The organism is Ursidibacter maritimus, from assembly GCF_009761395.1.
In the GTDB taxonomy this organism is placed as follows: Bacteria; Pseudomonadota; Gammaproteobacteria; order Enterobacterales; family Pasteurellaceae; genus Ursidibacter; species Ursidibacter maritimus.
This window is the reverse complement of the sequence record NZ_LEKN01000035.1, coordinates 85,726-105,907: the sequence shown is the minus strand read 5'-3', so window position 1 is coordinate 105,907 and position 20,182 is coordinate 85,726. Positions and strand designations below refer to the sequence as shown.

Genomic DNA, 20,182 nt, shown 5'->3' with positions numbered 1-20,182 from the left:
CCACTCTCGAAAGAGTGGGAAATGAGGTCATTATTTACGACCTACACCAATAAATGATAGACCAGTGGTTGGAATTGGTTGGAAACCATCTAATGATTTATCATTCCAAGCCGTTGGTAATTTACGGTGAACGATTGGATAAAGCGGAACTTGTTCTGCAATAATGTTAATTGCTTTTTCCCAAGCTGCTTTAGCTTCTGCAGGCTCTTTAGCTTTAACTGCAATATCAAGTAAACCTTGTAACTCAGCATACTCTTTAGTTTCTGACCAACCGAAACGTTTTTTCGGCCATACATCACCACGATACCACCAGCTTAAGAGTAAGTCTAAGTCGTTACTGAATACTGATGGGTCACCCGGTGCCATTACAACTTCGTACGCACCTTTATCAACGTGTCCGCCATATAATGCACCTGATTGTAAATGTTGTAAGGTTACTTTAACACCTGGGATTTTATTCCAAGACTCAAGCACTAACGGTGCACATTCTTTCACCCAAGAGTGGTCTGTTGAAAGTAATTGGAATTCTAATTTATCCACGCCCGCTTCTTTTAATAATTCCGCTGCTTTTTTCGCATCGTAATCATATTGGCTAGATGCTTTCACATAATCTGGGTGAGTGTCTTGTACATAAGAAGTTGCTGCTTTCGCATTGCCTAAGAACACAACATCAATAAGTTTTTGTGTATCTAAACCATAGTGTAATGCTTGACGTACTTTTGGATTGTCAAATGGTGCTTTCTTACAGTTAAACATTAAGAAGAGTAAACCAAATGATTGTACAGATTCTACTTTACCTTTACGTTTTAAGCGTTCTGCATCTAAATACGGTACGCTTTCCATCGCTTGTGTACGACCTGATTCTTGTGCTGTCACACGAGCAGCATCATCAGATAATAAGAACCAGCTCATTTTCTCTACTTTAGCTGGGTATGGGCCGTTATAAGCTTCGTGAGCTGCAAAGACGATACGGTCATCTTTTACTGCTGATACGAATTTATATGGGCCAGAACCTACTGGGTTAGCATCAAATGCGGTTTGACCAACTGATTCCACAACGTGTTTCGGTACAATTTTCACAATACCTAAACGTAATTTGAAGATAGCAAATGGATATTTAAGTTTAAACTCAACCACTTTATCATCAACTGCTTTAACAGAATCAATAAATGGTACAAATTGAGCAAATAGTGATTTTTTCTCAGGGTCTAAAACACGTTGGTAAGAATAAACAACGTCTTCAGTCGTTACAGGTTTACCATCGTGGAAGGTTGCGCCTTCACGTAAAGTTACACGCCAAGTCGTTTCATCAACTTGCTCAGGCTCTTTTGCTGCAAGTGCAAGATATGGTTGGCGAGTTGCTGGGTGTAAATCAACTAAACCTTCAAAGAAGTGCATATTTGCTGCAAAAGAAGATGCACCACTTGCTGTTGCTGGGTCAAAACCTGTTGAAAGTGGATAAGCAATACCCGCTTCAATAGTTGAACCTGCTGCTGGTGCAGCATATGCTTTTGATGAAAGAGAACCAAGGGTACCGCTGAATGCGATACCAGCACCTACGCCAGCAACTAACTTCATAAAGCCACGGCGAGATTCATTATGTTCAAAGTGATTAGCCATAATAGACTCCTTAACGGTGTTGTGTTTAAACAAAAATGTTCAAGTTCATAAACTCAAGAACTATCACAGAGCTTGATTTCCAGTTTTAAATTTTGGAGTGAATTAACCAAAATCCAAAAGAAAAATGGATTAAAAACATCATAACATTGTCAAAGAGTATGTCAATAAATTGTCTAATTGAGAGTTTACATTTGTGATCTACATCACGAAATTAAACATAAAAGTAACAATTAGTCTGGCTGATATCCGCTGTCGTCTAAAGTCGGCTTGCTTGCTGCCTCTCGAGCAAGCTGATCACAAATTTCATTTTCACGATGCCCTGAATGTCCTTTTACCCAAAGCCATTCTAATTGGTGAACTTGAATTTTTTGATCGAGCAACATCCACAAATCTTGGTTCTTAACTGGCTTTTTGTTACTCGTTTTCCAGTCGTTTTTTTTCCAATTTACTATCCACTTTTGGATACCATTTTTCATATATTGACTATCGCTAGAGAGCCTTATATAACAAGGCTCTTTCAACATTGATAAGGCTTCAATAACCGCTAATAACTCCATTCGGTTATTCGTGGTCAGGTGATAGCCTTTACTCAAGGTCTTCTCGTGATTTTTATAGCGTAATAGCACACCTATGCCCCCTTTTCCAGGGTTACCTAAGCAAGAGCCATCAGTAAAAATTTCAATGGTTTTCATTATGTAATAAATCGTATTTCAAAAGTGAATAAGCGGTAAGATTTGCCCTATTTTTTGCAAAAATAGTATTACATCACAATCGTTTTGTTTTGATACACAAACACACGATCTGCTAATACCAATTCTAATGCTCGGCTAAGTACTGTTTTCTCCACATCACGTCCTGCTCGCATCATTGCATCTGCAGTATAGGTATGATCGACATTGATCACATTTTGCATAATGATTGGGCCTTGATCCAGTTCGTTATTGATAAAATGAGCTGTAGCACCAATAATTTTTACACCACGTTCATAAGCTTGTTGATAAGGTTTGGCACCAATGAAAGCTGGTAAAAATGAATGGTGAATATTGATCACACGATTAGGATAACGTTCAACAAATTCGGGGTTTAGCACACGCATATATTTTGCAAGTACAATATAATCTGGTGCATATTCATCAATTTTGTCGCTTAATAATTTATCGTGTTCTACTCGGGTTAAGCCCACATGGCTTACTAAGTGGAAAGGCACATCAAAACGCTCTGCCAAACTTCTTAACGTATCGTGATTACCAATTACTGCGGCAATTTCTACATTTAAACCACCGTAATAGGTTTTCATTAAAATATCACCTAAACAGTGTGCTTCTTTCGTTACTAAAATTACGATTCGCTTCTGTTTTTGCGGCACTAATTTATAGCTAGAACCTTTTGGTAAGGTAAATTGCAGATCAGCGAGTAACGTTTGGTCATTGAAAATACCTTCTAATTCTGTTCGCATAAAAAAACGGCGAGTATCGCTATCTACAAATTCGCTATTTTTAACAATATTTAATTGGTGCTTATAACAAATATTCGTTATTTTTGCGACTAATCCAGTATCATCAGGACATTCTGTTAATAAAATTTTATTTTCAATCATTGTGTTAATTTTATCTATGTATAAATGGAAAAAGAGAACTCATTTTGTATGAATTCTCTTTTATATTCAATCTAAGAATAATTAGATTTCAAAATCTTTTAATGATTTACCTGCATCTAATGCTTTTTGAATCACACTTGGTGTTCTACCTTGACCAGTCCAAGTCTTTTCTACGCCATTATCAACATATTTATATTTTGCTGGACGTGGTGTACGAGGTTCACGTTTTTTAGATTCTGTTGATGAACCTAATAATAATGCTAATTCTTCTGCAGAAATACCATCTTGAGCTAATAATTCACGATATTTATTTAAACTCTCTAAACGTTTTGCTACTTCTGCTTCTTCTGCTTTTACCACTTCACGTTTTTCTTCAACAACGATTGTGAGTTTTCCAAGTAAGCCTTCTAACTGCTCAAGCGTTACTTCACGAGCAAGAACGCGTAAACTACGAATATTAGATAATGTTTTTAAAACTTCAGACATTTATTATCTCCTAAATAAATTTGATTTAACATTATTAAGAATAAAATTTCTATAATGTTTTTATCTTAACCTAAGATTATTTAAAGGTAAATATCTAATAAATAAATTTCTAATAATTATGAAACATAATAAAGCAGTTTCTTGCTAAATAAATTTAACATTTAACTATTGGCAAAGCGCTATTCTTCAGGTAATCTATTACCGTCCTGCAAATTGTAGAGGTGCAAATACAATAAGTACTTTTTCTGAGTGGAAAACGGTGAAGAAAAATGAAAGGGGTATTTGCCGAAATCAATTATGTGTCAATGTAATTGGTTGGGGTCGTTACCGAAAGGAACGACACTGTCGTGATAATTTAAAGATAAGTTATTACGGAGCGCTACTGTTAGGGTCGGTTCATTATTTATGGTCTTTCATATTACCGCCTTTTCTTTCTATACCATTTAGATAATGGTGTTCAGTAGTTTCTCTTCTATTTTGTTTGACGATAACATTTATTACTAAGTCATCTTTTTAGAGGTTTTATGAATTTAATTGATTATTCAAGCTCGATATGGTCTGTTGTCCCTGCGGCATTAGCCCTTATTTTAGCTATTGTAACACGCAAAGTATTACTATCCTTAGGGGTTGGTATTATTGTTGGTGCATTTATGCTCTCTTCCGATATTCCTGGCGGATTTAGTTATTTAAAAGATATTGCCGTTGCTTTAGTTTATGCTGATGGAGAATTTTCTTTCGGCAAAGTTCAGATCCTAATTTTCTTACTTTTATTAGGTATTTTCACTTCTCTACTCACCTATTCAGGCAGTAATCAAGCTTTTGCTAACTGGGCAAAAAAACATATTAAAGATCGTCGTGGAGCAAAATTACTCACGGCTTGTTTAGTATTTGTAACTTTTATTGACGACTATTTCCACAGTTTAGCCGTTGGTGCTATTGCACGCCCTGTTACTGATAAATTTAAGGTATCTCGAGCAAAACTTGCTTATATTTTAGACTCAACCGCAGCACCAATGTGTGTGCTAATGCCTGTTTCAAGTTGGGGGGCATCTATTATTGCAACTATCGGTGGGCTGCTTGCAACTTATAGCATTACCGAATACACCGCAATGAGTGCATTTATCTCAATGAGTGCAATGAACTTCTACGCTATTTTTGCCTTAATTTTAGTCTTTATTGTTTCTTACACTTCTTTAGATATTGGCTCAATGGCTCGTTTTGAACGTGCTGCATTAAATGCTGAGCCACAAAGTGAAAACAAGGAAGTGGAAACAAAAGGACGTGTTTATGCGTTAATCTTACCTATTTTAGTGTTAATCATCACAACAGTGACTTCAATGATCTATACAGGTGCAGAGGCTTTAGAAACCTTCTCACTATTAGGTGCATTTGAAAATACTAATGTAAATTTATCTTTAGTTATTGGTGGCTCTGCGGGGGTCATTGCAGTAATTCTCTGTACATTAGGTTTAATTAAAGCAGAAGACTATCCAAAAGCAATTTGGTTAGGCTGTAAATCAATGTTTGGTGCTATTGCAATTTTAGTTTTAGCGTGGTTAATCAGTAGTGTTGTTAAAGATATGCACACTGGAGATTATCTCTCAACATTGGTTGCTGGCACAATCGATCCTGCATTTTTACCTGCAATCTTATTTGCACTTGCAACAGTAATGGCATTTGCAACAGGAACAAGCTGGGGAACATTCGGTATTATGTTACCAATCGCTGCAGGAATGGCAGTAAATGTAGATGCTACCCTACTCATTCCTTGTATGTCTGCGGTAATGGCTGGTGCGGTATGTGGCGATCACTGCTCACCAATCTCAGATACTACCATTTTATCTTCTACAGGGGCACAATGTAACCATATGGATCACGTAACATCACAGCTCCCTTATGCAATATTAGTTGCCGTTGCTTCTGCTATCGGCTACTTAGTATTAGGTTTCACAAAATCAGCACTAACTGGTTTTGTTGCAACCGCTGTGATTATGGCAATCCTGCTTATTGTATTAAAAGCGAAGAAATAACCTAAATTCTACATAAAATAAGCGGTCAGTTTTGCATTTTCTTTTACAAGACATATGACAAAACTGACCGATTTTATTTTCTCAATAACCCTTACCTAATTTTTATTAATTAGCCATTCATATTTATTGTTAGCTTTCTGAGTAATAGACAAATCGCCTTGTTGCTGGCAAAGTAATTCAAAATCAGAAAAAATAATGTAAGGGGAAACTTTCAATAATAAACAATCCCCTTTATTCAATTGCTGAATAGCCCTTTTAGTTATCAATAACGGCAAAGGGCAAGAGTAGGCGGTAAGATCGAGTTGATAATCCATCAGGTTTTACGGCGTTCAGCCATTATTTTACCCATTGCATCAAGTTCATCTTGTGCTAAATGCATACGACCAAGCTCAAATAATGGTTCTTCAATCGCAATATGTTGATCGTAACCTGCAACGAAACGAGCAATTAATTCGCGATCTACATTTTTACGTTGCCCTAGTAATAGCTCGTTTAACTGAAGTGACAATAAATCCCAATTATGATGCAGATCGTGATGTTGTTCCTCTAACGTATCCACTGCTTGCTGAGTTTCAGGTAATTGCTTAATTAAAGCGGGGAAGAAATCCTTTTCTTCATCATCGTGATGCAAAGGTGCAGATTGATTAAAATAATTTAAGATCTGCTTTACATCATTCTGTACCGCCTGATTACATCCGTTTTGTTCAATATAATCTGGTAATATTTGTAGCTGTCGGCAAAAACTTTTCACTTTACTATGACAAGCATAAAGCATATCAATCGGTTGCTCCCAGCTAGCAAACTGTTGCGGTGATAAATTAAGCATTTTCATTTTCCTGATTGATTTGTAATGGTGGGACTTCTTTACCAATTTTTTGGTAAAACTCTACCACAAACTGCTCAAAACGATCATCTTCAATCGCTTGTCGAATTTGCTCCATTAAGCGTTGGTAATAGCGTAAATTATGAATAGTATTCAACCTCGCCCCTAAAATCTCGCCACACTTATCTAAATGGTAAAGATAAGCTTTAGTGTAGTTTTTGCAGGTGTAGCAATCACATTCAGGATCAAGAGCGGTTGTATCATTACGATATTTTGCATTGCGAATTTTTACAATACCATTGCTGACAAAGAGATGTCCGTTACGAGCATTACGGGTTGGCATTACGCAATCGAACATATCAATTCCACGTCGAACACCCTCTACTAAATCTTCTGGTTTACCTACGCCCATTAAATAGCGAGGTTTATCTGCAGGAATTTGTGGACAAACATACTCTAAAATACGGTGCATATCTTCTTTAGGTTCGCCAACCGCTAAACCTCCAACAGCATAACCATCAAAACCAATATTAACTAAGCCTTCTACGGAAATCTTACGCAATTCTTCATAAACGCCCCCCTGAATAATGCCAAAAAGTGCATTTGGATTTTCAAGTTCATCAAAGCGATCTCGGCTACGTTTCGCCCAACGTAATGACATTTCCATTGATTGCTTAGCATAATCAAAAGTAGCAGGATAAGGTGTACATTCATCAAAAATCATCACAATATCTGATCCAAGATCGTACTGAATTTCCATTGATTTTTCTGGTGATAAGAAAACTTTTTCGCCACTAATCGGATTTTGGAAACAAACCCCTTCTTCCTTAATCTTACGCAATTTCCCTAAGCTAAATACTTGGAAACCACCTGAATCCGTTAAAATAGGGGCGTGCCATTGCATAAAATCGTGTAAATCACCGTGCTGACGCATAATCTCTTGCCCAGGGCGTAGCCAAAGATGGAAAGTATTCCCCAATAAAATTTGTGCCCCTGTTGCAGCCACTTCTTCAGGTGTCATACCTTTTACTGTGCCATACGTCCCTACAGGCATAAAAGCTGGAGTTTCAACGTGAAATTCGCCTTTAGGGCGAGAAAATGTCAAACGCCCACGACGAGCATTTCCACTGGTTGTTTTTAATTCGTACTTCATTTTTCCTACAAATAAACAGTTTGTAAAATAAAACGCAGTAAGAGCAAATGGCTCTACTGCGACCGTTAGTTTCGTAGTATAGCTTAATTACCACTAAAATTCAGCTTGAAATCATAAGCGGTAAGTTTTAAGTTATTTTTTGCAAAAGATTCGGAAAAACTTACCGCTTGCATTATCTTGAGTTAATTGACATCGAAAAACTGCTGGTTATGAGGTTAGTTTATTCGGCAAATACTCAATTCTCGAAAACTGAAAGCCGAAGGGTTTATCAAGTAATTTATAAGGTGAAAATTGTGCGATAGCATTCAATATCAAAGCTGAAATTGCTCACGAAAGAAATTGTTATTTTGAAGAAAATACAGGAATAAACAGTCTCAAATGAAACGTTAATTCCCCATAATAACGTTATGGGGAATTAAATTAGCTCTCTCGACAGTCTAACCATTGTGTTCTTACGCCTTGATGGTTTTTATAGTAGATAGATTTATATTCACTCGCCACCAAATCTACATATGCCCCTTCAATCGCACGATATGAACGATAAATCACTTCAAAACGAGAACCTCGAGCATTAAGTGCCCTATTTTCAATGTGATCGAAAGGTTCTGCCTTACCGCCATCTAATTGGAAATAGATACCAAAATTTTCCTTCATTCTGCTTTCTCTCGATAGCGGAAAATAAGTCGATAAATAAGAGCTTGAACCAGTTTGAAAATTACGGCAAGTATAAGAATAACGCTTATAGAGCGTAGGATTTGCTAATTCAGATTGACTAATATTCGCTTTCAAATAGCCTGTTTTAGCTGTTTTGGTAGGGGAAGTATCCGTACAAGCAAATAAGCTTGCTAGCGTTGAAGTAAATAAAATAAGTTTAATTTTGTTCATTATAAAATTCCGAGAAAATCATCACCGATTAGCACGCTATCATAGCGGAAATAAATAAGATAATCATCTCATTAAAACAAACTCTGTTGCCCCATTAAACATTCAGGCGTAGGCTTTACCACAAAGCCATATTCTGCCAAATACACTTTCAATTTAGCGATATTGTAGAACGAATGACTATTGGTGGTGTTTTGAAAATAGAGATAAAGCTGATCAAACTCCGCTTTGTGTTGATGAAGCAATGCTGCTAAATGTTGTAATTCTATGTCGTTATAACGATAATCGTGGCGTTCTTGGGCGGATTGAGCCTTCCACCAGTTCGGATTTCGACCATGTAAGCGTAAATAAGCGGTACGCTGGTTGGCATAAAATTGAAAGGCAGGTAAACCAATATTTTGTGGATAATCCACATTACACCAAATGAGGTTTTGCTTACCTTGGAAATAGTCCAATACCGACTGAATATGCCAACTCCGATGACGAAATTCTATCGCCAGCGGATAATCATTAAACCACCCTACTAATTCCGCCAGATAATAACGATTAGCAAGATGCCGTTCAAAACTAGACGGAAACTGGATAAATAAATTCGCCAAACAATTTTGCTCCACCAAAGGTTGTAAGGCTTTCAAAAAAGCAGGAGCTTGTTCTTTTGTCGCCGTTCGCTTATGACTAAAATCTTGATGCAGTTTAATCGAAAATTGCAACCGCCCTTCCGCCTTTTCCACCATTCCTTGTAACGCCTTAGCCCCTATCGGTGCGTGAAAAGTGCTATTGATTTCAATAGTGTCATAATGCTGGCTGTAAATGGACAAAAAGTCTGTTTTATCGGTACCAAACGGATAAAGCGTCCCGACTAAATCCGTATCGCTATAACCACCTGTGCCGATGTAAATGTGGGATGAGTGCATTTTTAATATCTTGTTTTTAATTTGCAAAATGTTGAGTAAATGTAACCGCTTGTGGGGGAGATTGTCGAATGGAAAGATGAAGTTTTCAAGTGGGATCGCAAAATACTTGGTGCTTACAAGCGGTCAGATTTATTCCATATTTTGCGATTTATCGAAATCGATATTTCCCTTTGCCTTGCCCTGCGACTTTTTCAATGACTTTAATTTCTAACATTTTCTTTATCAATTCCGATGACGCAGATGCGGAAAGATGAAGTGTATTAACTACATCTATTCGTGAAAAAATACGATTAGCTAAAACCTGAGAAAGTGCGGTGATATGTTTCTGTGTTTTCTCTGAATGTCTTGTTTTTTCGTCAGGATTTTGCTCAATGTCCTGTTTTTTAAGAAATTGATCGCTATTGATATGCAACTGGCGATTGCTTAGTAGATTGTTTTCGCCTAATAACAAATTACGCAGAAATAAAAGCAAGTATTCATTGGTTTCATAAATTCCTTTGGCAAGATTATTATAATTTGCTCGTACCAACGCATTACGGAAATACCACGCATTTTCAGCAAAAATCGCATTAGTTGCATTAAAACCTAATGTTTTTAAATACTTAATAAAAAACACCGCTGTGGTGCGAGTATTGCCCTCCTCAAAGACGTGAATTTGCCATAAACGTGCAATAAATGTAGCTAAATGCATCATAATTTCTTCAAGAGAAAGCCCACGATAGCTAAAATTTTTCTCCTGTGATAAATCATATTCCAAGGTATTTCTCAATTCAGACGCCATACCATATACCACCGTTTCGCCCTCTAACACCCATTCTTTTTTGGTAATGTTATAAGTACGGATTTGCCCCGCGTGAGAGTAAATATCTTTAAACAGATATGTATGAATGGCTAAATATTGATTGGCATTAAACGAAAAAGCAGGCTCCGACAGCAGTTTCGCAATACGCACTGAAACTTTGTCCGCTTCTTCTGTGCGATTTTCGCTGGTTAATGACGGATTTTCTTCATAATATTGGCTAATCCATTGTTCTGCCGTATCAATGGAAATCTCACCTTCAATATTTTTAATCGCTGTACTAATCAAATACTGAGACGGCTTTAACCCATCAACCTGCTGCAACCCGATTGCCGTTTGCCAAGCATAGCTCTTTTCCTTTTTATCCGCTTCAATATGGCGGATATATTCTTCAAAAGGATCTTTAGTCATTCTGTATTTCCGTTGTGCAATATTTTGGGTAAATTTAACCGCTTGTTGAACGCTTGTCGAATAGAAAATGAAACTTTACAGATTGTGAAGAAAAAGTACCCATCAGGAGACGGGCGCTATCGGGTGCATTTGTGTAACTAGAGTTTAGCACTCGTCAAAGACGAGTGCCATCGGTGTTTGTGTTTACAACCAAATAAATTCCTTAATAGAAAACTTTTTCATTTTGGGACATAAAATCTTTTATCAGAGCTTTAACAACAGGAACACTTACAGCATTTCCTAATTGCTTATATGCAAAATTATCCTGTAAAGGTAAAACATAGGAATCTGGGTATCCCTGTAGTCTTGCACATTCCCTAGGTGTTAAACGGCGTATTCTATTTTTATGATATATACCTAGTCTATTAGAGTCAGAAGCTGTTAAGGTAATAGAAATACTTTCAGGATCAAGGAATTTAAATACTTCAAAAGACATATTTCCTGTAACTAAGTTATATAGCCCATTATTTTCTTTTAAATAACGTTTATTTAATAATGACTGAATAACTTCGTCTATATCATCTTTAAAATAAAATGTTTTAATTTGTTCCTTAGCCAATGCTTTTCCATCTTGATGAGTACCAAAAATTTTTTTTCTTCTATTCGCCACTAAAAGATTAAGAAATTCAATCTCATTAGTAGTACACTCTCCTTTCAACCCTAAATCCCAAGAGTGTAAAGAATTTCCATTTCTACTATCGATTAAACGTAATCCATGAATTTTACTCTCATCATATTTTAATGCTTTTAATAAACTACCTGAAAATGAATCAGAACAATTATATTTCTCTTCAGGGTTATCTTCTAAAATATCTTTAACTAATAGATAATTATCTTCTTTAAAAAGATTACTTTGAATATTATCCTTGAATGAATGTGAGTCTACTGCTCCAACATCAGATTGGATTGTTAATTTTGGTTTTTCGGCTTTAGTGGCAATAATATATATCCTTACTCTATTTTGAGGAACACCAAAATTACTTGAATTAAGTAATCTATATTCAACAAAATATCCTAATTCTTTTAACGTATTCAAAATTATATTAAATGTTCTTCCTTTATCATGAGAAACCAGGCCTCTGACATTTTCTAAAAAACACATTTTAGGTTGATATTTTTTTATCAACCTAGCAACATCAAAGAACAGTGTTCCTCTAGTATCTTGAAACCCTAACTGTTTGCCTGCTGAAGAAAAAGCCTGACACGGAAACCCTGCTAATAAAACATCAAATGGTTCAATATCATCTAATGTTGTTACATCACAATAAGGATCTTCATTAAAATTAAGTTGGTAAGTTTGGCAAGCTGCTTTATCAATTTCAGCACTTTTAACGCATTTAGTTTTGATCCCTAGCTCATTTAATCCTTGCTCGAAACCTAATCGGATTCCCCCTGTTCCTGCAAATAAATCTATAAATTTAACCATATTAAATATTTTCTATAATAAATTTTGCTAATTTTTTCAAGCCACTATCTGAGAAATTTACAGTGCAATCACTATATTTTAGAATTGTGTTTATTGCGTTTCTTCTCTGAAAATTACCTGAACCGTCAATGATGTAAGCTACCTTATGACCATATTTATGAGCTAAAGTTTGACGATTTTGAGCGTTTTGTGCCTTACGTTCAACAACTGAGTTAGTTGTAACTTGAAAGCTAATTTCAATACCAATTGATTTGTTGTTTTGCTCATTCTTAATCACTAAATCAAACTTAGTCAGATTTTGTTTATTTTGACTCACATTTGCTAATGTATGACCATCAAAATTAAAATGTTTTGGTAGTAAGCCTTGTAATTTCTTTTTCACAAATCTTTCACAGGCATAGCCTAAATCATTTGCAGTTGAGCCTCCAGTTTGTTTACTCACATACAAATAACGTTCTTTTACAAACTTTTCTAATAATTCAGAATTACCAATTAAACTTCCTATAACACACTTTTCTAAAATTTCATCTGGTAATGTTTCAGTATTAGTCACACTTGCACCCCATAGTAGTAACATCACAACATCAAACATTTCTTCTGAAAAGTCTTTATTATTTTCTAGTAATAAGGATTTTTCTACTCGCAGTTTTTTATTAGTCCAAACAGTATTACCATTTTTGCAGCTTTTAAAATCGTAACTGTATTGCTGATTGTTAAATTGAAATTCTAATTTTTTATTAGGGAATAATGTTTCAAAGTCCTTACTAAATCTTTGTAATCTTTCTCCACCAATATCAGATAAAACCATTAAATGTTTTAAAAACAGATTGCTAGATAATTGAGTATTAAACTTAATCATCTCTTTCCACGCATAAGGATCAATATTTGCAGTTTTTAATATATTAAGGAAAGCATCTTGTGTTTCCAATAATGGCATTAGAGTGCTTTCTTTAGCTGCTTCCATTGATAATTCTGTAGACCAATAATTACAAGCATTTGATGATAATTCTTCTATAGTACTCATATAATTTCCTTAAATTTAATCATAAAATTTGTATAAAGTAAGCTACCCCATCGCCACACTCAACCACTTCACCATTTCTCTCTCATCCCACCCTTACGTTTTGCATAATCCACCGCTTGATCTTCATCAATGCGTCCTAGGGTGAAATAGTTACTTGCAGGGTGGGTGAAGTACCAACCACACACAGAAGCAGCTGGCCACATTGCGTAGCTTTCGGTGAGTTTCATTCCGATTCGTTGTTCTACTTCAAGTAAGTCCCAGATGATCTGTTTTTCAGTGTGTTCTAGGCAGCTTGGGGAGCCGGGGGCTGGGCGGATGCCGATGTATTCTTCACGAATTAAGCGGTCGTTGTCTAAACTTTCGTTGGTGTAGCCCCACACTTTTGTACGCAGTTCAAAGTGCAGATATTCCGCCATTGCTTCGGCTAAACGGTCGCCGACAGTTTGGAGTAGGATGGCGTTGTAGTCATCCCCTGCGGCTTTGTAGCCTTCCACTAAGTCTTGTTCTTCAATTCCTACACAAACGACGAACATTCCGAACCAGTCTTGTTGTCCGCTTTCTCTGTCGGCGATAAACTTGCTTAAGTGGAAATTATACGGACTTTAACTGTTTTTGTCTTAGCTATATTATGACGTAGTTTGAGTACTTTTGCCAATGGCTAAGGTGCAGTTGGAATTTTGATAGATTGCAAAATAAAGCGTGAAGGATCTGCTTAGGATTACGTAATATTAGCAATATAGAGTATAATGAGCAAAATTCTCATTCATTAAGGTGTTTTATGTCGATTTTAACTGAAAATAAATCTTGTATTGTGATTGCGATTGCTGGTGCATCTGCTTCAGGTAAGAGTTTAATTGCTTCCACTATTTATAAAGAACTCAAAGAGGAATTAGGGCAAGATGATATTGGTATTATTTCAGAAGATGCTTATTATAAAGATCAAAGCCATTTGGCAATGGAAGAACGAGTAAAAACCAATTATGACCACCCTAATTCAATGGATCACGACTTACTAGTCTCTCACCTACAAGCCCTAAAACAAGGGAAATCTGTTGAAATACCTGAATATGATTATACCGAACACAACCGTAAAACTACTGTAACCCACTTTTCTCCTAAGCGAATCATTATTTTAGAAGGAATCTTACTGCTTACTGATGAACATATTCGTAACGAAATTGATGTTTCTATCTTTGTTGATGCTCCCCTTGATATTTGCTTTATTCGCCGTTTACAACGTGATATGCAAGAGCGTGGACGTACAATGGAGTCAGTAGTCAGCCAATACCGCACGACTGTTCGCCCGATGTTTTTACAATTTGTTGAACCATCTAAGCAATATGCCGATATTATTATCCCTAAAGGCGGGAAAAATCGTATTGCGATAAACATTTTAAAAGCACAAATTAAGCAATTATTAAAACAAAAATAGAGGTAGATTATGCGTCTTTGCGATAGCGATATTGAACGTTATTTAGATGATGAGATTATCAGTTTAACCCCACGTCCATCAAATGACAAAATTAGCGGGGCAACTATTGATGTCCGTTTAGGTAATTCATTTCGTGTATTTCGTGAACATTCGACACCCTATATCGACCTTAGTGGTCCAAAGGAAGAAATGGCTGCACAGTTAGAGCGAGTAATGAGTGATGAAATCATTATTACTGATAATGAAGCATTTTTCTTACACCCTGGGGAATTAGCCCTAGCCACTACTTTAGAGTCCGTTAAACTACCTGCAAATATTGTTGGGTGGCTAGATGGACGTTCTTCTTTAGCACGTTTGGGTTTAATGGTACACGTTACGGCTCACCGTATTGATCCAGGTTGGGAAGGTAAAATCGTATTGGAATTTTTTAATGCGGGTAAACTGCCTTTGGCACTAAGACCTAATATGGCAATTGGTGCGTTAAGTTTTGAAGTATTAAGTGGTGAGGCTAAACGCCCTTATAACGCTCGTAAAGATGCTAAATATAAAAATCAACAAAGTGCCATTTCGAGCCGTATTAATCAAGATGAGTAGCAAAGAATCAAGATAAATAGTAGATAGAAGAAAACTCACTTCTATCTACTTTTATACTGAGATTAAGAAATCGTTGTTCCTTCTTCAGTACCTGTAACCACTTGGCGTAAAGCACCCGCTTTACCCATATTAAAGACACGAATTGGCATGCCGTGATCACGAGCAAGCGTAAAAGCAGCTAAATCCATTACTTGTAATTCTTTATCGATCACTTGCTCATAGCTTAATGTTTTATAAAGTACGGCATCTGGATTTTTAGCAGGATCTTTATTATAAACACCATCAACTTTAGTCGCCTTTAATACCACATCAGCTTCAATTTCAATACCACGCAAACAAGCGGCTGAATCTGTTGTAAAGAATGGACTACCTGTTCCAGCAGAGAAAATAACTACGCGTTTTTCGCGTAACATTTTGATGGCTTCAGACCAGTTATATGTATCACAGATACCATTTAATTGGAATGCAGACATTAACTTCGCATTCACATCTGCACGATGTAAAGCATCACGCATTGCTAAACCATTCATTACGGTCGCTAACATTCCCATATGATCGCCTACAACTCGGTTCATACCCGCTTTCGCTAATTTTGCACCACGGAATAAATTACCACCACCAAGAACAACACCGACTTCAACGCCCATTTCTAATAATTCTTTAATCTCAATTGCCATTCTATCTAAAATAGATGGATCAATTCCAAATCCTTCATCACCTTGTAATGCTTCACCACTCAGTTTTAGTAAAATTCGTTTATAGATTGGATTGCTCATTCTTGACCTCTTTATAACAGTTGTAGGAAAAAATCGTGCCATTATATTACATTGTTACATTAGATAAAATAGACAAAGCAAATAGAACTTCGCTAACATTTTAGGTAAAATCAGCCATCTGATTTATAATATAAAATAATACAATGGCAAAGTTAAAATTCTCCCAACTATTCAGCATCGTCACTGTTTTTCTATTAGCTTACTTCACCGGCTATTTAATGCTACTCGGTTCGGGCTTTTTTACTACATTTGATTTCTTCGCTACCTTATTGCTTAGCTTTTTTATTCTACTTTTAAATTCATCAACAAAACGGTTCTATTTGATATTACTTCCATTAGTAATCTTATACGGCTTTTACACCCCGATAGGATTAACGTTTGGTTCGCCATCATATCAATATGTTGCGTCTGTATTCGCCACAGATTTACAAGAAAGCAAAGAGTTTTTTGCCCAAGTTCCACTGAAAAACCTACTTATTTGTATAACTATTTTTGCCAGTTTATTCTTAGGGCGATTCATCAGCCGAAAATATCAAATTAACTTTCATCGCAATAAAACTTTTGTCGCAACAAGCCTATTCTTACTTTTTTTAACATCTCCACCTGCACTTTTTATTCGTGAGAGTTTTGATTCTATTCATACAGTTTATAGCGAGCTTAAACGCTTAAACTCACTGAGTGTTGACAGCGAATGGGGGAAATCAAGCCTAACTGCCAATTCTCGCTACGATGATTATATTTTAGTGATTGGTGAAAGTGCTCGAAAAGATTACCATCACGCTTATGGCTACCCGATTGAAAATACCCCTTTTATGAGTAAAGCGAAAGGAACTTTAATTGATGGGCTAACAGCAGGTGGCACGAATACTATCGCCTCACTCAAACTGATGCTGACCAAACCCAATAGCGAAAAATGGGAAGGGAATTATTCATTGGGCTTAGTCGATTTGATTAAATCTGCAAATATAAAAACCTATTGGCTCTCCAACCAAGGTTACCTTGGTACTTTTGATACGCCAATATCATCGCTAGCAAATAAAAGTGATGAGAAAATCTTCTTAAAATCAGGGGATTCCTTTAATCAGAATATCAGTGATTTTGCTCTACTACCTAAATTTAAGGCTATTCTTGAAAAAGAACATCAAGGTAAACGCTTTATTGTGGTACATCTATATGGTTCTCACCCGATCAGTTGTGATCGCTTAACGGATTATCCGAAAATATTCAGCGATGAAATGATTGATAAACGATATGCCAATGTAAACTGCTATATTTCAACGATTAAAAAGACCGATCATTTATTAGAAAAACTATATCAGACTTTAAATGATAATGCTGAAAAAAACAAACGTTCATTCTCTATGATCTATTTTGCTGATCACGGGCTTGCACATCACATCACAGAAAAAAGTATTGATATTCATAATAGTAGTGGTAAAAGCAAGCTTCATTTTGATATTCCACTCTTTAAAATCTCAAGTGATGATACAGAACGTAAAAGTTATAAGGCTTTTAAATCCGGCCTAAATTTTACTGATGGCATAGCAAACTGGATTGGTATCACTAATGCTAAGGTAAATCCTGACATTGATTTATTTAGCCCAGTGAGTGATAAAAGTGATTATGGCTTAAAAAAAATGATTGAGAAATTTGAAGGGAATGTTGATCCTGCTATCGTCATTCCAACTCAATAAGAGCATATAAAATACCCCTAAATAGCTTTGGCATTTAGGGGTAGAATCACATATTAATTGCTTCTATTCGTACTCTTCTAACCAAATGGTTAAAATCGCTTCAAGAATGTGTTCATTTGATGCCTCTGGATCGTCATCAAAATCTTCCATTTCACAAATCCATTTATGCATATCAGTAAAACGTACGGTGGTTGGATCTAAATCTGGATTCATATCATACAGATTTTCAGCAATCATTCGAGTATCGGTCCATTTCATTAGTGTGCAGCCTCATTCGCGTGGTTTAAGTTATATTTTGGAATTTCAACAACAAGGTCTTCTTTCCCAACAACACATTGACAAGAAAGACGACTATCCATTTCCAAGCCCCAAGCCTTGTCTAACATGTCTTCTTCTTGCTCGCTTGTGTCATTTAATGAATCATAGCCTTCACGAATCACAACGTGGCAAGTTGTACAAGCACAAGAGCAATCACAAGCGTGATGAATTTCAACTCCCGCGTTATGTGCAACTTCTAACAAGTTTTCACCCTCTTGAGCTTCAACAACCATACCCTCTGGGCAAAATTCTTCATTAGGAAGAAAAACAATTTTTGGCATAATATCCTCTTATTTAATAATTTCATCAACAGTTTTACCTGCTAATGCTTTCTGAATAGATAAATTCATTCGTCTTGCAGCAAACTCTTGAGTAGCAAGGTCGACATCTTTAATTCCTTGTTGAATTGCTTGACGATCTGTTTGCTGTTTGGCAGCAATCAGTTTCGCTAGTTCCTGTTCAATTGCTTTAAACTCTTCAACAGAGAGCAATGCTGCACCATCTTCTTGTAAAGCAACCACAACTTGATCGATTACTCGATCAGCATCTACTCGGACTTCAGCAAGCTGGCGAGCTTCTATATCTTCTTTGGCATTTGCCATTGATGAGCGGATCATTTCTGTCACTTCATCATCAGTTAATCCATAAGAAGGCTTAATCTGGATAGATGCTTGCACTTTAGTTGATTTTTCCATTGCGGTTACACTTAATAAACCATCGGCATCAACTTGATAAGTCACTCGAATATGTGCTGCACCTGCCACCATCGGCGGAATACCACGCAAGGTAAAACGTCCTAAAGAGCGACAATCATCAACCAACTCACGTTCACCTTGTACAACGTGAACCGTCATTGCAGTTTGCCCATCTTTAAATGTGGTAAATTCTTGGGCTTTTGCTACAGGAATAGTAGTATTGCGTGGAATAATTTTCTCCACTAAACCACCCATTGTTTCAATACCTAAAGATAATGGCACAACATCAAGTAGCAACATTTCAGAATCAGGTTTATTCCCCACTAATATATCCGCTTGAATTGCTGCACCTAATGCAACCACTTTATCAGGGTCGATAGATGTTAATGGCGTGCGTCCAAAAAACTCGCCCACTTGCTCTCGTACAAATGGCACTCGCGTTGAGCCACCAACCATTACGACTTCACGCACTTCACTCGCTTCAACTCCTGCATCTTTTAAAGCTCTACGACACGTCATCAAAGAACGTTTAACAAGCGGTTGGATGAGCTCATTAAATTGCAAGCGGTTGATTTCTCCACTCCAATTTGCAAAATTTACAGAGAAACTCTCCGCTTGTGAAAGAGCCACTTTCACTTGAGTTGCAAGGGTTAAAAGTTCACGTTGTTGGCTGGCATTTTCAGGTTTAAATCCTGCTTTTTCAGCAATCCAATTTGCTAATAAATGGTCAAAATCATCGCCGCCAAGAGCAGTATCTCCGCCTGTGGCTAACACTTCAAACACACCACGACTTAGACGTAAAATTGAAATATCAAATGTACCGCCACCTAAATCATAAACAGCAATAACACCTTCTTGCGCACTATCTAAACCATAAGCAATCGCTGCTGCAGTTGGTTCATTCAGTAAACGTAAAACATTTAGCCCTGCTAAACGTGCTGCATCTTTAGTGCTTTGGCGTTGAGCATCATCAAAATAAGCAGGTACGGTGATGACAACACCTGACAATTCGCCCGCTAAGCGCTGTTCTGCAAATTGATTTAAATGACTTAAAATATCTGCCGACACTTCCACAGGGCTTTTATTCCCTTGTGGTGTTTGAATCAGCGGTAAGCCATTTTCACTCGCTACAAACTGATAAGGTAAATTATGATAACGCTGCTCAACATCTGCTAAAGAACGACCAATTAGGCGTTTTACCGATACAATCGTATTTTGTGGCTCACTGGTTGCTTTCTCAAAAGCCTCTACTCCAACTAACTTATCTTCAGGGGCATAGTAAACGACTGATGGAACTAACGCTCGCTCTTTTTGATCTAGCAACACTTGTGCTTGACCACTACGCACACTTGCAACTAATGAGTTAGTCGTTCCCAAATCAATTCCCACCGCTAATTTATGCTGATGCGGTGCTGCCATTTGTCCTGGTTCTGCAATTTGAAGTAATGCCATTTTTATCTCTTTTATCT

At 36.7% G+C, this 20,182-nt stretch carries 20 protein-coding genes, 1 pseudogene and 1 riboswitch; of the genes and pseudogenes, 4 read left to right on the top strand and 17 right to left on the bottom strand.

What is annotated here, in order from left to right:
- Nucleotides 1–30 precede the first annotated feature (30 nt).
- The 4 genes from A1D26_RS07745 to A1D26_RS07730 form a co-directional block, all read right to left on the bottom strand.
- Nucleotides 31–1,620 carry an ABC transporter substrate-binding protein gene (locus tag A1D26_RS07745; RefSeq protein WP_157403476.1) on the bottom strand — a complete coding sequence of 530 codons (1,590 nt, stop codon included), beginning with the start codon at nt 1,618–1,620 and terminating at the stop codon, nt 31–33.
- A gap of 230 nt (nt 1,621–1,850) precedes the next feature.
- Complete coding sequence (gene rnhA, locus A1D26_RS07740) at nt 1,851–2,312, bottom strand: ribonuclease HI (RefSeq protein ID WP_157403475.1); 462 nt, start codon at nt 2,310–2,312, stop codon at nt 1,851–1,853.
- Between the two features lie 68 nt (nt 2,313–2,380).
- A complete protein-coding gene (gene purU / locus A1D26_RS07735; protein ID WP_157403474.1) occupies nt 2,381–3,217 on the bottom strand; it encodes a formyltetrahydrofolate deformylase in 837 nt (278 codons plus the stop codon).
- Nucleotides 3,218–3,298: 81 nt separating this feature from the next.
- Nucleotides 3,299–3,703 (bottom strand): H-NS family histone-like protein, encoded by a 405-nt coding sequence (locus tag A1D26_RS07730; RefSeq protein WP_157403473.1) that lies wholly within the window; start codon nt 3,701–3,703, stop codon nt 3,299–3,301.
- 208 nt (nt 3,704–3,911) lie between these two features.
- A riboswitch (Lysine riboswitch) is annotated at nt 3,912–4,093 on the top strand.
- Between the two features lie 134 nt (nt 4,094–4,227).
- Between A1D26_RS07730 and A1D26_RS07725 the strand changes: the two genes are divergently transcribed.
- Nucleotides 4,228–5,733, top strand: a complete 1,506-nt coding sequence (locus A1D26_RS07725) for a Na+/H+ antiporter NhaC family protein (protein WP_157403472.1) — start codon at nt 4,228–4,230, stop codon at nt 5,731–5,733.
- A 95-nt stretch (nt 5,734–5,828) separates the two neighbouring features.
- On the opposite strand, the gene A1D26_RS07720 is transcribed toward A1D26_RS07725, so the two are convergent.
- From A1D26_RS07720 to A1D26_RS07680, 9 genes and pseudogenes are all read right to left on the bottom strand, one after another.
- The gene (locus A1D26_RS07720) at nt 5,829–6,047 is read right to left on the bottom strand and encodes a sulfurtransferase TusA family protein (protein ID WP_157403471.1); all 219 of its coding nucleotides are present in this window, start codon (nt 6,045–6,047) and stop codon (nt 5,829–5,831) included.
- On the bottom strand, nt 6,047–6,559 hold the full coding sequence (locus A1D26_RS07715) for a hemerythrin domain-containing protein (protein WP_157403470.1): 513 nt from the start codon (nt 6,557–6,559) through the stop codon (nt 6,047–6,049). The genes A1D26_RS07720 and A1D26_RS07715 overlap by 1 nt, the downstream gene beginning before the upstream one ends.
- The gene (gene tgt, locus A1D26_RS07710) at nt 6,552–7,709 is read right to left on the bottom strand and encodes a tRNA guanosine(34) transglycosylase Tgt (protein WP_157403469.1); all 1,158 of its coding nucleotides are present in this window, start codon (nt 7,707–7,709) and stop codon (nt 6,552–6,554) included. The genes A1D26_RS07715 and tgt overlap by 8 nt, the downstream gene beginning before the upstream one ends.
- Before the next feature lie 420 nt (nt 7,710–8,129).
- Complete coding sequence (locus A1D26_RS07705; protein WP_157403468.1) at nt 8,130–8,594, bottom strand: hypothetical protein; 465 nt, start codon at nt 8,592–8,594, stop codon at nt 8,130–8,132.
- A 71-nt stretch (nt 8,595–8,665) separates the two neighbouring features.
- On the bottom strand, nt 8,666–9,505 hold the full coding sequence (locus A1D26_RS07700; RefSeq protein ID WP_157403467.1) for a DUF72 domain-containing protein: 840 nt from the start codon (nt 9,503–9,505) through the stop codon (nt 8,666–8,668).
- A gap of 148 nt (nt 9,506–9,653) precedes the next feature.
- The gene (locus A1D26_RS07695; protein ID WP_157403466.1) at nt 9,654–10,715 is read right to left on the bottom strand and encodes a Fic family protein; all 1,062 of its coding nucleotides are present in this window, start codon (nt 10,713–10,715) and stop codon (nt 9,654–9,656) included.
- A 202-nt stretch (nt 10,716–10,917) separates the two neighbouring features.
- A complete protein-coding gene (gene dcm / locus A1D26_RS07690; RefSeq protein WP_157403465.1) occupies nt 10,918–12,180 on the bottom strand; it encodes a DNA (cytosine-5-)-methyltransferase in 1,263 nt (420 codons plus the stop codon).
- 1 nt (nt 12,181) lies between these two features.
- Nucleotides 12,182–13,204, bottom strand: coding sequence for a hypothetical protein (locus A1D26_RS07685; protein ID WP_157403464.1), 1,023 nt, complete (start codon nt 13,202–13,204; stop codon nt 12,182–12,184).
- A 42-nt stretch (nt 13,205–13,246) separates the two neighbouring features.
- Nucleotides 13,247–13,806: pseudogene (locus A1D26_RS07680) on the bottom strand (vitamin B12 dependent-methionine synthase activation domain-containing protein); the annotation flags it as partial.
- A 176-nt stretch (nt 13,807–13,982) separates the two neighbouring features.
- Between A1D26_RS07680 and udk the strand changes: the two are divergent.
- Nucleotides 13,983–14,636, top strand: a complete 654-nt coding sequence (udk, locus tag A1D26_RS07675) for a uridine kinase (RefSeq protein ID WP_157403463.1) — start codon at nt 13,983–13,985, stop codon at nt 14,634–14,636.
- 9 nt (nt 14,637–14,645) lie between these two features.
- Nucleotides 14,646–15,230, top strand: coding sequence for a dCTP deaminase (dcd, locus tag A1D26_RS07670; RefSeq protein WP_157403462.1), 585 nt, complete (start codon nt 14,646–14,648; stop codon nt 15,228–15,230).
- 62 nt (nt 15,231–15,292) lie between these two features.
- Here dcd and pyrH read toward each other — a convergent pair whose 3' ends face one another.
- Entirely contained in the window at nt 15,293–16,006 is a 714-nt protein-coding gene (pyrH, locus tag A1D26_RS07665) for a UMP kinase (RefSeq protein ID WP_157403461.1), read from the bottom strand.
- Nucleotides 16,007–16,149: 143 nt separating this feature from the next.
- Between pyrH and A1D26_RS07660 the strand changes: the two genes are divergently transcribed.
- Nucleotides 16,150–17,700, top strand: a complete 1,551-nt coding sequence (locus tag A1D26_RS07660) for a phosphoethanolamine transferase (RefSeq protein ID WP_198303146.1) — start codon at nt 16,150–16,152, stop codon at nt 17,698–17,700.
- A 63-nt stretch (nt 17,701–17,763) separates the two neighbouring features.
- Here A1D26_RS07660 and iscX read toward each other — a convergent pair whose 3' ends face one another.
- The 3 genes from iscX to hscA are packed head-to-tail and all read right to left on the bottom strand — an operon-like array spanning nt 17,764 to nt 20,165.
- A complete protein-coding gene (gene iscX, locus A1D26_RS07655; RefSeq protein ID WP_006248391.1) occupies nt 17,764–17,958 on the bottom strand; it encodes a Fe-S cluster assembly protein IscX in 195 nt (64 codons plus the stop codon).
- Entirely contained in the window at nt 17,958–18,299 is a 342-nt protein-coding gene (gene fdx / locus A1D26_RS07650; RefSeq protein ID WP_157403460.1) for an ISC system 2Fe-2S type ferredoxin, read from the bottom strand. The genes iscX and fdx overlap by 1 nt, the downstream gene beginning before the upstream one ends.
- Before the next feature lie 9 nt (nt 18,300–18,308).
- Nucleotides 18,309–20,165 carry a Fe-S protein assembly chaperone HscA gene (gene hscA, locus A1D26_RS07645; RefSeq protein WP_157403459.1) on the bottom strand — a complete coding sequence of 619 codons (1,857 nt, stop codon included), beginning with the start codon at nt 20,163–20,165 and terminating at the stop codon, nt 18,309–18,311.
- Nucleotides 20,166–20,182: the final 17 nt, after the last annotated feature.